The sequence below is a fragment of the Mycolicibacter terrae genome (genome assembly GCF_010727125.1).
In the GTDB taxonomy this organism is placed as follows: Bacteria; Actinomycetota; Actinomycetes; order Mycobacteriales; family Mycobacteriaceae; genus Mycobacterium; species Mycobacterium terrae.
Map to the genome: position 1 here is coordinate 3,848,156 of NZ_AP022564.1, position 13,902 is coordinate 3,862,057.

Sequence of the window (13,902 nt, forward strand, 5' to 3'; positions counted from 1 at the left end):
GGGTGCCGCCGCTGATTGCACCGAATACAGCAGCCCCGCACGGCCATGCCGTGCGGGGCTGCTGCGTGCTGCGATTCCTTAAGGCGCGGGCTGGGCGCCGGCGCCACCGGTACCGCCGGCGCCGCCCGCGGCTCCCGTGGCGGCGTCACCCGCCGCCCCGGCATCGCCGGTTGTGGCCCCGGACGCACCGCCCTGGCCCCCACCACCGCCGGCACCCCCGTTGCCGCCCGCGGTGGTTTCACTGTTTCCGCCGTCGCCTCCGGCCCCGCCGGTACCACCGGGTCCGGCGTCGCTGGATCCGCCGGCCCCACCGCTACCACCGGCTCCACCGGTCGCGGCGGCCACATTGCCGTTCGTACCTCCGGCGATACCGCCGCTACCGCCGGCTCCGCCGGTGCCACCGGTGCCGGCACCGATGGCGTCACCGCCGGCGCCGCCATCACCGCCGGCGCCCGGAAGGGCACCACTGCCGGTGATTCCCGTGGCGCCGGTACCCCCGGGCCCGTTGACCGTCGCGGTGTTGCCGTTGCCGCCGTTGCCGCCGGCACCGCCGTCACCGGGGTTGAAACCGGCGCCGCCGGCGCCACCGGTGCCGCCGCTGCCGGCCGAGCCCGCGACATCGACCAGGCCATTGTTGTAGTCGGTCGGTGTCGCGGTGAACCCGTCGCCACCGTTACCGCCGGCACCACCGTCGGCGCCGTCACCCACATGACCGTTCACACCGCCGGCACCGCCGGCACCACCGGCACCACCGGCACCACCGTTGCCGCCCACTTGAGCATGCTGGGAGTAGGCATGCCCGGCATCGTTGTGCTGGGCAGCACCAGCGACCCCACCGCTGCCGCCCGCGCCACCCTGGCCGCCATTGCCACCAATACCGTCGGCCGCGGTAGCGGTACCACCGGCGCCACCGGCGCCGCCGATACCGCCGGCGCCGCCGTTGCTGCCATTGAGATTCAAACCCGGGCCAGTAACCGGGTCGGCGCCGATCTGCCCGGAGCCGCCGTCTCCGGCCGCGCCGCCGGCACCGCCGTTACCCGCGGTGTGGGTGCCGCCTCCGCCAGCGCCGCCGGCGCCGCCGTTACCGCCGGTGCCACCGCCGCTCACGCCGGTCACGTTGCCCATGCCGTCGCCGCCGGTTCCGCCCGTGCCGCCGTCAGCGGTCGCGCCATCGGCTCCGGTGGCACCGCCGTTGGCTGTGCCGGCCACACCGATATCGCCGCCGTTGCCTCCATTACCGCCGTTGCCCCCGTTGGGGTTGTCAACGGTGCCGTCGGCGCCGTCGCCGCCGATACCTGCCTGGCCGGCGTCGCCTCCGTTACCAGAGTTGTAGCCGTCGCCACCGACGCCGCCATTACCGCCGTTGCCGCCGTCGCCGCCGTCCATCACCGTCGTGGTGTCTCCGGCGGTGTTGCTGACTGCGGTCTGCGGGCCCGACATGCCGTTGCCACCGTTACCGCCCGCACCGGCGTTGCCTCCGTCGCCCTGGTGGCCGCCGCCGAATCCGGCGCCACCGGCGCCACCGTCGCCGCCATCGCCGCCATTACCGGCCGGCAGGATCCGCGGGGCGTTGGTCGCGACCGGACCGGACTCGATGATGTTGCCGTCGCCACCGGCGCCGCCGGCCCCACCAACACCGCCATTGCCGCCGAGCCCGTCGACGGTGCCTGCCACGGCCTTGCCACCGACGCCACCGGCGCCGCCGCTGCCGCCGGTGCCCGGCGTGGTACCCGCGGTGCCGCCGCCGAAGCCGCCGGCCCCGCCGTCACCGCCGTTTCCGGCGTGCAGGCCGGTGCCACCGGCACCGCCATCGCCGCCGTTGCCGGCCACCGCACCGTTCGGGCCGCCGGCACCGCCGGGCCAGATGTCATGGACCCACGGCGCGGCCGCGCCGCCGTCGCCGCCGTTGCCGCCGTCAGCGCCCTCGCCGAGCTGACCATCGGTGCCCTGGGCACCGCCGGCACCGCCGACACCGGCGTTGCCGCCGGCACCACCGGCACCACCATCGCCGCCGGGGCGGTAGCTGTTGGTGTTGGTGATGCCGTCGTTGCTGGTACCGCCCACACCTCCGGTGCCGCCGTTGGCGCCGGCACCAGCGTTGCCGCCGTTACCGCCGTTGCCGGTGCCGCTGAGCGCCTGGCCGCCGGCGCCGCCGTCACCGCCGTGGCCGCCGGCGCCACCGTCCTGGCCGGTGGCGTTGGCAGCGGGTGTGAGATCACCGTCGTCAGTGCTGATCGCGCCGTTGCCGCCGACACCACCGCCGGCACCGTTGCCACCGTTGCCGCCGTCGCCGGCGTTGCCCGCGAGCGTTCCGCCATTACCACCGGCACCGCCGTTACCGCCGACGCCGCCGGCTTGACCCGCCGTCGCGGCGCTGCCGGTGCTGCTCGGTGTGCCGTTAGTGCCGCCGGCACCAGCTGATCCGTCACCGCCGTTACCACCGGTGCCGCCGTTGCCGTAGGCACCACCGTTGCCGCCGATGCCTCCGTTACCACCGTCGGTGCCGGTCGCGGCACCCGAGTTCGCCGCGGCGGCATCGAAGCCGTCACCGCCGTTACCGCCATTGCCGCCAGTCGTCGCCGAGGTGCCGTCGGTGCCTGCCGCGCTGCCGCCGGCGCCGCCCTTGCCGCCGGTGCCCGGCGCGGCGCCGTTGCCGCCATTGCCACCGTCGTGGTGCGCCAAGGTTCCGGTCGCACCGTCGCCACCGTTGCCGGCCGCGCCGCCTGCGCCGCCGTTGCCGCCGATACCCAGGATCGACGAGCCGGCGCCACCGTTGCCGCCGTTGCCGCCGTTGCTGCCGTTACCACCGGCGCCGTCACCGCCGTTGGCGAACGAGCCGGCCACTCCGTTCCAGCCCGCACCACCGACACCGCCGTCGCCGCCGTTGCCCAGCGCACCCATCCCGAAGAAGTCCTGGGCCTGACCCGAAGACCCGCCATTGCCGCCGTTACCAGCCGCCAGGGTCGCCGTGGCCGCCCCGCCGGCGCCACCGTCGCCGCCGTTGCCCCACATCTCGCCGCCGTGACCGCCGTTGCCACCGTCGGCCCCCAACCCGCCGACACCACCGTCGCCACCATCACCGATACCGCCGGCGTGCCCGCCGTTGCCACCGGCCACACCCTCGACCGTGGAGGACCAACCATCACCACCGTCGCCGAACCACAGGCCGCCGTTACCGCCGTCGGGATCGGCCTGCGTGCCATCGATGCCGTTGCAGATCATCCCGCAGAAGCCCTCGGTGAACGGGGCGGTCAACTGGTTGACCACACTGTTGACCTGCGACCCGAAGTCAGAGTTGATCCAGTCCTGCAATGCCGCGTGCAGCGGCGTGTAGAACATGGTGTCCCACATCTGGGCCATGTCGGTCGCGTCCGCCGAGCCCGGCAGATCCCAACCGGACGAGGTGAACAGGCTGTCGAAATCCCCCGACAAATTGCCCCACGCAGCCGGATCGAACAGATCGGTCAATAAATCATCGAAGTCGGCATGAGCCGCCGGCGTCGCCCCCAACGGCGACAACCCCAGCGCCAAAAACGCCGCGACCGCCGAGGACGCACCCACGGCCCGCCGGCCCCAACTCCCCGTCACACCACTTCGACTAGCCATCCCCCGGACCTTTCGGATCGTCCTCAGCGCCGCACCACTTCGTTTACTGTGCCCTTAGGACGGGCACAGTAACTGACGCTGGGGCAAGTGTCTACCGACAGTGCAATAACGGCCGTTGAATAAGTCAGATGGTATGTTTCGGTGGATCAAAAGGGCGGAGACGCTGGCTGACCTGCGTTATCGTTGGCCCCAGTCGTCTAGGAAGGTCGGCCGAATGACACAGGCTCGCAGTAATGCGGAACAGCGCCGCTCCCGCATACGCCACGCGACACTGAAGGGTGGACGTCCACTGTTGGCCGTTCTCACAGCGACCGCGATGGGAATGGCGGCTCCCGCTGCCGCGGCCCAGGCCGACGTCGAGGATCTGCTGGCAGACCTGTTCGACCCGAATGCGTGGGGCAATCTGAGCGACGACTTCAACAGTCTTTTCGCCGCTCCGGGCTGGGATCTGTCCGGCGATGCGCTGATCGGGTCGGCCGCCGGCAGCGGTGTCGCGTTCGACTTCTACACGCCGCTGCACACAGCCCTGCAGAACTGGATCACCTCCGACTTCGGTGAACAGGCCATCGCCCCGATCAACCAGATGTTCGCGCCGCTCTATCCCGACACGTGCGGGTTGATCTGCAACGGGGCGGACGGCACCGAGGCCGATCCCGACGGCGGCAACGGCGGAGTGTGGTTCGGCGACGGCGGCGACGGCTGGACCTCGACCGTGGCCGGCACGGCCGGTGGGGACGGCGGGCACGCCGGCCTGTTCGGCGACGGCGGCGACGGCGGCGACGGCGGGGCGGGCGGCCATGGAGGCGCCGGAGGCAACGGCGGGACGATGTTCGGCAACGGCGGTGACGGCGGTGACGGCGGCAACGGCTCGGCAGCAGCAGAGGGCTCGTTGATCGGCGGGGCCGGCGGCGCAGGCGGCATCGGCGGCGACGGCGGCGACGGCGGCGACGGCGGTCAGTTGTTCGGCGGCGGCGGCCACGGCGGCCACGGCGGCCACGGAGGGGCGGCCACCGGGACCGGCAGCACCGGCGGAGCCGGTGGCGACGGGGGCAATGGCGGTCGGGTCGGCGGCAGTGGCGATCCGGCCGGTGGCGGTCACGGCGGTGTGGGCGGCGACGGCGGCGCGGCCACCGGGACCGCCAGCACCGGCGGAGCCGGTGGCGACGGCGGAACCGGCGGCGGCGGTACCAGCGTCGTTCTCGGGATCCTCGGCGGCAACGGCGGTACCGGCGGCGACGGCGGGGCCGGTGGCGCGGCTGCCGGCATCGGTGGGATCGGCGGGACGGGCGGCCACGGCGGCGGCGGCGGCCACGGCGTGGGCTTCGGGGGCGACGGCGGCGCGGGCGGTAACGGCGGCGATGGCGGCGACGGGAGCGACGGGGCCACCGGTGGTCTCGGCGGCCCGGCCGGCAACGCCGGACCCGGCACCGTGCACGGCAGCGCGGGCACTCCCGGCAAACCGGGCGCTCCCGGCGCCTCGTCTTAATCGGCGGGCGAGATTCCCGGCCCGGCCAGTCGCGCCGTCACCATCTCGGCGACCGCCGCCATTCCGGCGGCATTGGGGTGAAACGGCCACGGCCGCCACGGCAACGGCAGGCCCGCGCCCACCGTCCACGGAGCCGCTGACCAGGGGTGGTGCTCACGGCTGGCCTGTCCGGCGCACACGATCTCGGCGCCGGTGGCGGCCGCGGCCGCGGCGGTGTGCTGTTCCAATTCGCCGGCGACGTGGCGGGCCAACTCGACGACGGGCTCGGGCAGGCGTCCCGCCCGGATCCCGGCCGGTGGCAACAGGGTCAGGTAGTCGATGAAGAGCACCCGCGCGCGGGGGGCCCGGTCACGAACCGCGGTGCCGACCGCCCGCAGCGCGGCTTCGACCTCGTCGAGGTCCCGCTGGCGCTGGCGACGGTCGAAGAGTGCACCGACCGGCGGCAGCAGCCGGGCGGGCCGGGGCAGCAGCGCCGCCGCCATCAGCAGCGGCACGTAGCCGACGTCGTTGCCGCCGATCGTGATGGTCACCAGGGTTTCCGAGCCGTCGAGCGCCTCGATCTGGGGCGGTGCACCGTGCTGGCGTTCGGTCAGCAGATGCGCTGTCGTCGCGCCGGAGAACGTCACGTCGACCAGATCGAGGTTCAGCGCATTCGCGACCAGGTGGGGGTAGTTGCGCTGCGAACGTCCCGCCGCCCGCGGCGCGCCGGCGACGCCCGGCCGGATGCCCGGACCGGCCGCCATGGAACTGCCCAGCGCGACATAGCGGCTCATGCGACTCTCGGAAGCCCGCTCACGGGGCCGGGCTGGATGCCTGCGCCCAGAACCGCTTCGGGATACGCCCGGCCCGGCGCGCCAGGTATCCGGCGGTGACGGCACCTGCCATCGCCGCGGCCATGGCCGGCGGGTCGGCCGCCCGGGTGACCGCGCTGGCCAACAGCACCGCGTCGCAACCCAACTCCATGGCCAGCGCGGCATCGCTGGCGGTCCCGATCCCGGCGTCCAGCACCACCGGCACCCCGGCCGCGGCCACGATCATCTCGATGCTGTGCGGGTTGACGATGCCCAGTCCGGTGCCGATCGGCGAACCCAGCGGCATCACGGCAGCGCAGCCGGCGTCCTCCAGCCGGCGGGCCAGTACCGGGTCGTCATTGGTATACGGCAGGACGACGAACCCCTCGTCCACCAATTGCTCTGCGGCGCGGACTAATTCGACGGCGTCGGGCAACAGGGTGCGTTCATCGCCGATCACCTCCAGCTTGACCCACTCGGTGCCCAACGCTTCGCGCGCCAACTGCGCGGTCAGCACCGCCTCGGCGGCACTGCGGCAACCCGCGGTGTTGGGCAGCGGCGTGATCCCCAGCCGGCTCAGCAGATCCAGCATGCCGGTCCCGCCCTCGGCGTCGACGCGGCGCATCGCGACCGTGGTCAGCTCGGTACCGGAGGCCACCAGCGCCTCTTCGAGCACGGCCAGGCTCTGCGCCCCACCAGTTCCCATGATGAGCCGGGAGCTGAACTCCCGCCCGGCGATGGTCAGCTTCGCGTCATCAACCACCTTGCACCGCCGTCACCACCTCGAGCCGGGCGCCATCGGAAAGTGTGGTGGTCCACCGTGATCTCGGCAGTACCGCCTGATCCACCGCCACCGCGATGCCGCGGTCCGGGTAGCCCATCGAAACCAGCAGCGCCGCAACGGTCGTCGCTTCGGCCACTTCGACCTGTTTCTCGTTGACGTTGACGATCATTACCGCACTCCAACCGGAAGTAGTTCGGACACAACCTGTTCGGCGGTCCATGGGGCCAACAGAAAACCATTTCGGCCGTGGCCGGCGGCGACGACCGTCCGCTCGTCGAGTCGGCGCACCAGCGGCAGGTTGTCCGGCGTCATCGGCCTCAAGCCCGCTCCGCATTCGGCCAGCTCGTACTCCCCCAGCGCCGGCACCAGGGCGCAGGCGTCGTCGAGCAGATCGCGCACCCCGGAGACCACCGGGGCGGTGTCGCGGCCGTGCTCGTACTGGGTGGCCCCCACCACCACGCCGTCAGCTCGCGGCACCAGATAGACCTGCCGGCCGTGCACCCGGGCCCGAATGACCCGCTGCGGCACCGACAAACAGCCTTTTCGCCACCGAAGTCGCAGCACCTCGCCCTTGACCGGCCGGATCGCCAAGCCGGGCCACAGCGCCGGGGCGTCGATGCCGTTGGCGATCACCACCGCGTCGGCGACCACCTCGGCGAGATCATGCACGGGCCCGGCCCACGCCACCCCGAGTTCCTCGCAGGCGGCGACCAGGGCGGTGACCACCGCGCGGTTGTCGACCGCCAGCTCAGTCGGGGCCCGAAAACCGTGCCGGATCCCGGCGGCCAGCAGCGGTTCGACCTCGCGGGCCGCCGACTCCCAGACCACCGGGTGGCCCTGCGCCGAGAGCCAGTCGGCGACGGTGCGCAGGTCGGCTGCATCGGCTCGGTCGGCGGCCACCACCAGCGATTCGCGCGCCGTGACGACCTCGGCCGGCAGTCCCTCGAGGAAGTCGTGCCACAACTCCAGTGATCGCAGCCCCAGCCGCAGCTGCCGGTCCTCCCCGGGCCAGCCCTCGCTGTGCGGGGCCAACATGCCGCCGGCCACCCAGGACGCGCCGTGCTCACCGGTACGGTGCACCCGCACCGTCCACCCGGCCCGGGCGGCCTGACGCGCCACCGAAAGGCCGATGACGCCGCCGCCGATCACGGCCAGTGACCCGAGCGAGGGTCCGGGCATGTGCTGCTCCCTTCCACCCGCGTGTCAACTCACCAAGCTAGCCGCTAGCGTCGCGGTGTGCACAAACCCTCCGACCGTCGGTCCCGCCTCGCCCGCCTTGATCGAGCCCGGCTGTACCTGTGCACCGACGCCCGCCGGGAACGTGGCGATCTGGCCGCGTTCGCCGACGCCGCACTGGCCGGTGGGGTGGACATCATCCAGCTGCGCGACAAGGGTTCGCCCGGCGAGCAGCGATTCGGCCCGCTGGAGGCTCGCGACGAGTTGGCGGCGCTGGAGGCGCTGGCCGACGCCGCGGACCGGCACGGGGCGCTGCTGGCGGTCAACGACCGCGCCGACATCGCCCGCGCTGCCGGCGCCGGCGTGCTGCACCTGGGTCAGGACGACCTGCCGCTGCCGGTGGCGCGCGAGATCGTCGGCCCCGACGTGCTGATCGGCCGGTCCACCCACGACCGCGAGCAGGTCGCCGCGGCGCTGACCGAACCGGTCGACTACTTCTGCGTCGGGCCGTGCTGGCCCACCCCGACCAAACCCGGCCGGGAAGCCCCGGGCCTGGAGCTGCTGCGGTTCGCCGCGCAGCAGCGCTCCGCCAAGCCGTGGTTCGCCATCGGCGGGATCGACGCCGAGCGGCTGCCGCAGGTGCTGGAAGCCGGGGCCGACCGGGCGGTGGTGGTGCGGGCGATCACCGCCGCCGAGGATCCGCGGGCAGCAGCAGCAGCACTGCGTGCGGGGCTGACCGTCACGCCGGGGTGACCCGGCTGTCGCTTCGACTGTGCGTTTTCGTCAGCAGATCGACGATTTTTCGTCCCAAACCGCACACTCGACGTGTTTCGCCTCAGCCCGGTAGCTGCAACCCGCGCAGCGATTCCCAGCTGGCGGCGAAACCGGGGTGCAACGGCAGAGCGGACACGTCGTGCTCAGGAACCCACCGCAGCTCGGTGCTCTCCCGGTTGGGCACCACCGGGAGGAGCTCGTCGGCGTCGGCGACCACGGTGGTGTAGGTCCAGCTGGTGCCGCTGGCCGACGCGGTGACCACGGCGGCGCGAACGACGATGCGGTCGGCGGGCAGGCCGGCCTCCTCCTGCGCCTCGCGGATCGCGGCCTCCTCGGCGGTCTCGTGACTGTCGCGGGCACCGCCGGGCAGCGCCCAGGTGCCGCCCTGATGACTCCACCAGGCGCGGTGCTGCAGCAGTACGGTGCGGATGCCGTCGGGCCGGGGGGCCCGCAGCAGCAGGCCCGCCGCGCCGTGCCGGCCCCAGAAGCGGACGCCGGCGTCGGAGAACGCCCACCCATCGCCGTCACCACGCACGCCTGGAAGCGTATCGGGAGAGCAATGTCTCGGTTGTGGTTAGATCGCGCGACTATTTCGGCAACAACCGCCGCGCAGGTCGGCGCGGACGACACCTGCACTCTTAGAATCCCTTTATGATCGTTGGTGACGCGAGCAGGGACGGAGTGACGAACAGACGTGACCGTTGAGTTGGCGCATCCGTCAACCGAGCCGGCGGGGTTACGGTCGCCGACCGAATCGGCCCGACCCCGCTGGTGGTTCTTCACCACCACCCCCGGTCGAATCCTGGCCATCGGCCTCATCCTGGCCGCCCTCGGCGGCATCAGTGCGTTTGCTACCGCCACCACGATCAACAACCGGCAGAACACCCTGACCACCGTGCTCAACCACACCGAGCCGCTGGCCTACGCCGCCGGCCAGCTCTACACCACCCTGTCGGTCGCCGACGCCGCGGCGGCCACCGCGTTCATCGCCCAGGGTGAGCCCCGAGCGGTGCGGGAACGCTACGAGCAGGCCATCACCGCCGCCGCGGTGGCGGTGACCAGGGCTTCCGGCGGACTCAGCGATGAGCCGCTGCTGGCGCTGCTGGGACGGATCAACGCCGAACTGGCCGTCTACACCGGCCTGATCGAGACCGCCCGGACCAACAACCGATCGGGTGATCCGGTGGGCTCGTCGTACCTGTCGGAAGCCTCCGAGCTGATGCAGCACACGATCCTGCCCGATGCCCAGCGGCTCTATCAGGCCACCTCGGCGACGGTCGACGTCCAGACCACCGCCTCCACCCGGGTGCCGGCCCCGGTGATCCTGGTGGTGGCCACCACCGTGCTGTTCGGTGCGTTCGCGCACCGCTGGCTGGCCCGGCACACCCGGCGCCGGATCAACCCCGGGCTGGTCGCCGGTGGTTTGGCGATCCTGCTGATGGTGATCTGGGTCGGCACCGTGCTGGTGATCTCGACCGCGGGCAGCCGCGCCGCCAAGGACACCGCCGCCGAATCGCTGAAGCAGATCACCAACCTGGCGATCACCGCGCAGCAGGCCCGCGCCGACGAGACGCTGTCGCTGATCCGGCGCGGCGACGAGGAGACCCGCAAGCAGACCTTCTACCAGCGCATCGACACCATGCAGGATCAGTTGCAGGGCTACCTGAAGCGCGGCGACGCCGTCGACAAGGCCGACCTGGCCAACGCCGGGCAGCTGTTGGCCCGGTGGCGGCAGGCCAACGACCGGATGAACTCCTACATCTCCGTCGGCAACTACCGGGCCGCCACCCAGGTGGCGCTGGGCGGCAACGGGGATGACTCCACTCCCGCGTTCGACCAGCTCGACGCGGCCTTGGACAAGGCCCTGCAGCACAGCCGCAATCAACTGCGCAGCGATATCCTCAACGCCCGGCGGGTGCTGTCGGTGGCCCCCGTCGGCGGCGCGGTGCTCAGCATGGGGGCTGCGATAGCCGTCGCGCTCGGTCTGTGGCCACGACTGAACGAGTACAAATGATGACCCGCTACGGGCCCCGTCTGCTCGCCGGCGCACTCAGCGCGGTGCTGGTGCTGTCCGGGCTGACCGGGTGCGGCCACTCCGAGTTCGTGACGCCCACCGCGGTGCCGACACTGCCGCCGCCCACCCCGGCCGGGATGCAGGAGCTGGCGCCCGAGGCGCCGCGACCACCCGAACCGGGAACCGAGAACTGTGATGCCACCGCCAGCCTGCGCCCGTTCCGCACCAAGGCGGAGGCCGATGCGGCGGTGGACAAGATCCGTCATCGCGGCCGGTTGATCGTCGGACTGGACATCGGCAGCAACCTGTTCAGCTTCCGCGATCCGATCACCGGCGAGATAACCGGTTTCGACGTCGACATCGCCGGCGAGGTGGCCCGCGACATCTTCGGCACTCCGTCGCAGGTCGAGTACCGGATTCTGGCGTCGGCCGAACGCATTGCGGCGCTGCAGAAGTCCGAAGTCGATATCGTGGTCAAGACCATGAGCATCACCTGCGGCCGCCGAAAGCTGGTGAACTTCTCGACGGTGTACCTCGTCGCCAATCAGCGTCTGCTGGTGCCGCGCGACTCCTCGATCCGCCAGGCCGGCGATCTGTCGGGCAAGCGGGTCTGTGTCGCGCAGGGCACCACCTCGCTGCGCCGCATCCGGCACATCTCCCCGGCGCCGATCATCGTCTCGGTGGTGAACTGGGCCGACTGCCTGGTGGCGATGCAGCAGCGTCAGGTCGACGCCGTCAGCACCGACGACTCGATCCTGGCCGGATTGATGGCCCAAGATCCGTATCTGCATATCGTCGGGCCGAGCATGGACGAGGAGCCCTACGGTATCGGGATCAATCTGGACAACACCGGGCTGGTCCGCTTCGTCAACGGCACGTTGGAGCGCATCCGCCGCGACGGCACCTGGAACACCTTGTACCGCAAGTGGTTGACGGTGCTCGGGCCGGCGCCGGTGCCACCTACGCCGAGGTATTCGGACTGATGGCAAGCGACGATTCAGACCTCGGTGACGCCGACGGGCGGCTCGAGCCGCACGGCGAGCCCGACGACTTCGAGGGCCCGGTCACCCAGCGCGCGGACGTGCTGGCCGAATCGTCGTCGGTGCGACGTCCGATGTCGACCCAGGCGATCTTCCGCCCCCGTGAGGGTTTGACCTCGGCAGCTTCCGACGACGACGAATCCCGCGACGCGACGGTGGTGCGCACCGTCGCTCCGCGGCGGCGCCTGGGCGGCGGGCTGGTGGAGATCCCGCGGGTTCCCGAGATCAACCCGCTCGAGGCGCTGATGGCCGATCCGGTCGTCGCCGAGTCCAAGCGTTTCTGCTGGAACTGTGGCCGGCCGGTGGGACGTTCCGGTCCGGACGACTCCGAAACAAAACGAGCCACCTCGGAAGGCTGGTGCCCGCACTGCGGTAGCCCGTATTCTTTTCTGCCGCAACTCAAACCCGGAGACATGGTGGCCGGGCAGTACGAGATCAAGGGTTGTGTGGCACACGGTGGCCTGGGCTGGGTCTACCTGGCGGTCGACCACAACGTCAACGAGCGCCCGGTGGTTCTCAAAGGCCTGGTGCACTCCGGCGACGCCGAGGCGCAGGCCATCGCGATGGCCGAGCGCCAGTTCCTCGCCGAGGTGACCCACCCGTCGATCGTGAAGATCTTCAACTTCGTCCAGCACCCGGATTCCCACGGGGACCCGGTCGGCTACATCGTGATGGAGTACGTCGGCGGGCAGTCACTCAAACAGCGCCGCGGCAGCCGGCTGCCGGTAGCACAGGCCATCGCCTACATGCTGGAGATCTTGCCCGCGCTGGGCTACCTGCACTCCCTCGGCCTGGTCTACAACGACCTGAAGCCGGAGAACATCGTGCTGACCGAGGAGCAGCTGAAGCTGATCGACCTCGGCGCGGTGGCGCGCATCAACTCGTTCGGCTACCTCTACGGCACACCGGGTTACCAGGCGCCGGACATCGTCCGAACCGGACCGACCGTGGCCACCGACATCTACACGGTGGGCCGAACCCTGGCCGCGCTGACGCTGAAGCTACGCACCCGTGATGGCCGCTACGTCGAAGGCCTACCCGACGACGACCCGGTTCTGAAGAAATACGACTCCTACCGCCGGTTGCTGCGCCGCGCCATCGACCCGGATCCGCGGCGCCGGTTCACCTCCGCGGAGGAGATGTCCGCGCAGCTGATGGGGGTGCTGCGCGAGGTGGTCGCCGAGGACACCGGCATCCCGCGGCCCGGCCTGTCGACGGTGTTCACCCGGTCGCGGTCGACATTCGGCGAGCACCTGCTGGTCGCGCATACCGACGTCTACCTGGACGGGCATGTGCACTCGCAGAACCTGACCGCCCGCGAGATCGTCACCGCACTGCAGGTGCCGCTGATCGACCCGGGCGACGTCGCCGCCCCGCTGTTGACGTCGATGGAGCTGAGCGAACCGGTGCAGACGCTGGATTCGCTGCGCGCGGTGCGCAACAGCGCGCTGGAATCCGAAGGTATCGACCTGTCGGAGTCCATCGGGCTGCCGTTGATGGAGGTGCGCGCCCTGCTGGACCTGGGCAACGTCACCAAGGCCATGAGCAAGCTCGACGAACTCGCCGAGCAGGTCGGTTGGCGATGGCGGCTGGTCTGGTTCCGGGGCGTGGCCGAGTTGCTCACCGGCGACTATGAGGCGGCGCGCAAGGACTTCACCGAGGTGCTCGACATGTTCCCGGGTGAACTGGCGCCGAAGATGGCGCTGGCCGCCACCGCCGAGCTGGCCGGCACCGAAGACGAACGCGACTTCTACGAGACGGTGTGGCGCACCGATGACAGTGTGATCTCGGCCGCGTTCGGCCTGGCGCGCGCTCTTTCGGTCGAGGGCGACCGCACCGCGGCGGTCCGAACCCTTGACGAAGTGCCCGCCACCTCAAGGCATTTCACCACCGCCCGGCTGACCAGCGCGGTGACGTTGCTGTCCGGGCGGTCGACGAATGAGATCACCGAGGCCCAGATCCGCGACGCCGCCCGCCGGGTGGAGGCGCTGCCGGAGACTGAACCGCGGGTGTTGCAGATCCGGGCGCTGGTGCTGGGTGCGGCGATGGACTGGCTGACCGAGCACGAGGCCAGCACCAACCACATCCTCGGGTTCCCGTTCACCGAACACGGGCTGCGGCTGGGAGTGGAGACGGCGCTGCGGGCCCTGGCCCGGCTGGCGCCGACCCAGGCGCACCGCTACGCGCTGGTCGACATGGCCAACGCGGTGCGGCCGATGAGCACGTTCTGA

The 13,902-nt window shown here is 71.5% G+C and carries 11 protein-coding genes; 5 read left to right on the plus strand and 6 right to left on the minus strand.

Going from position 1 to position 13,902, the window contains the following annotated elements; all coding sequences use genetic code 11:
* Nucleotides 1–78 precede the first annotated feature (78 nt).
* Nucleotides 79–3,606, minus strand: coding sequence for a PGRS repeat-containing protein (locus tag G6N23_RS22455; protein WP_157997502.1), 3,528 nt, complete (start codon nucleotides 3,604–3,606; stop codon nucleotides 79–81).
* A gap of 292 nt (nucleotides 3,607–3,898) precedes the next feature.
* Between G6N23_RS22455 and G6N23_RS22640 the strand changes: the two genes are divergently transcribed.
* Nucleotides 3,899–5,092: a PGRS repeat-containing protein gene (locus tag G6N23_RS22640; protein WP_157997501.1), complete on the plus strand. Its 1,194-nt coding sequence runs from the start codon at nucleotides 3,899–3,901 to the stop codon at nucleotides 5,090–5,092.
* On the opposite strand, the gene G6N23_RS18215 is transcribed toward G6N23_RS22640, so the two are convergent.
* The 4 genes from G6N23_RS18215 to thiO are packed head-to-tail and all read right to left on the minus strand — an operon-like array spanning nucleotide 5,089 to nucleotide 7,846.
* On the minus strand, nucleotides 5,089–5,865 hold the full coding sequence (locus G6N23_RS18215) for an SGNH/GDSL hydrolase family protein (protein WP_085260769.1): 777 nt from the start codon (nucleotides 5,863–5,865) through the stop codon (nucleotides 5,089–5,091). The two genes, G6N23_RS22640 and G6N23_RS18215, sit on opposite strands and share 4 nt — an antisense overlap.
* Before the next feature lie 19 nt (nucleotides 5,866–5,884).
* On the minus strand, nucleotides 5,885–6,589 hold the full coding sequence (gene thiG / locus G6N23_RS18220) for a thiazole synthase (protein ID WP_234808605.1): 705 nt from the start codon (nucleotides 6,587–6,589) through the stop codon (nucleotides 5,885–5,887).
* Between the two features lie 49 nt (nucleotides 6,590–6,638).
* A complete protein-coding gene (thiS, locus tag G6N23_RS18225) occupies nucleotides 6,639–6,836 on the minus strand; it encodes a sulfur carrier protein ThiS (protein ID WP_085260767.1) in 198 nt (65 codons plus the stop codon).
* Complete coding sequence (gene thiO / locus G6N23_RS18230; protein WP_085260766.1) at nucleotides 6,836–7,846, minus strand: glycine oxidase ThiO; 1,011 nt, start codon at nucleotides 7,844–7,846, stop codon at nucleotides 6,836–6,838. The genes thiS and thiO overlap by 1 nt, the downstream gene beginning before the upstream one ends.
* A 57-nt stretch (nucleotides 7,847–7,903) precedes the next feature.
* Here thiO and thiE point away from each other — a divergent pair, with 57 nt between their 5' ends.
* Nucleotides 7,904–8,596 (plus strand): thiamine phosphate synthase, encoded by a 693-nt coding sequence (gene thiE / locus G6N23_RS18235; RefSeq protein ID WP_085260765.1) that lies wholly within the window; start codon nucleotides 7,904–7,906, stop codon nucleotides 8,594–8,596.
* Between the two features lie 82 nt (nucleotides 8,597–8,678).
* Here the strand turns inward: thiE and G6N23_RS18240 are convergent, their stop codons facing one another.
* On the minus strand, nucleotides 8,679–9,152 hold the full coding sequence (locus G6N23_RS18240) for an NUDIX hydrolase (protein WP_085260764.1): 474 nt from the start codon (nucleotides 9,150–9,152) through the stop codon (nucleotides 8,679–8,681).
* Between the two features lie 159 nt (nucleotides 9,153–9,311).
* Here G6N23_RS18240 and glnX point away from each other — a divergent pair, with 159 nt between their 5' ends.
* The 3 genes from glnX to G6N23_RS18255 are packed head-to-tail and all read left to right on the plus strand — an operon-like array spanning nucleotide 9,312 to nucleotide 13,902.
* Nucleotides 9,312–10,631, plus strand: a complete 1,320-nt coding sequence (gene glnX, locus G6N23_RS18245) for a protein kinase G-activating protein GlnX (protein ID WP_085260763.1) — start codon at nucleotides 9,312–9,314, stop codon at nucleotides 10,629–10,631.
* Nucleotides 10,631–11,614 carry a glutamate ABC transporter substrate-binding protein gene (locus G6N23_RS18250; RefSeq protein ID WP_085260762.1) on the plus strand — a complete coding sequence of 328 codons (984 nt, stop codon included), beginning with the start codon at nucleotides 10,631–10,633 and terminating at the stop codon, nucleotides 11,612–11,614. The genes glnX and G6N23_RS18250 overlap by 1 nt, the downstream gene beginning before the upstream one ends.
* Nucleotides 11,614–13,902 (plus strand): serine/threonine-protein kinase PknG, encoded by a 2,289-nt coding sequence (locus G6N23_RS18255; protein WP_085260912.1) that lies wholly within the window; start codon nucleotides 11,614–11,616, stop codon nucleotides 13,900–13,902. Before G6N23_RS18250 ends, G6N23_RS18255 begins: the two co-directional genes overlap by 1 nt.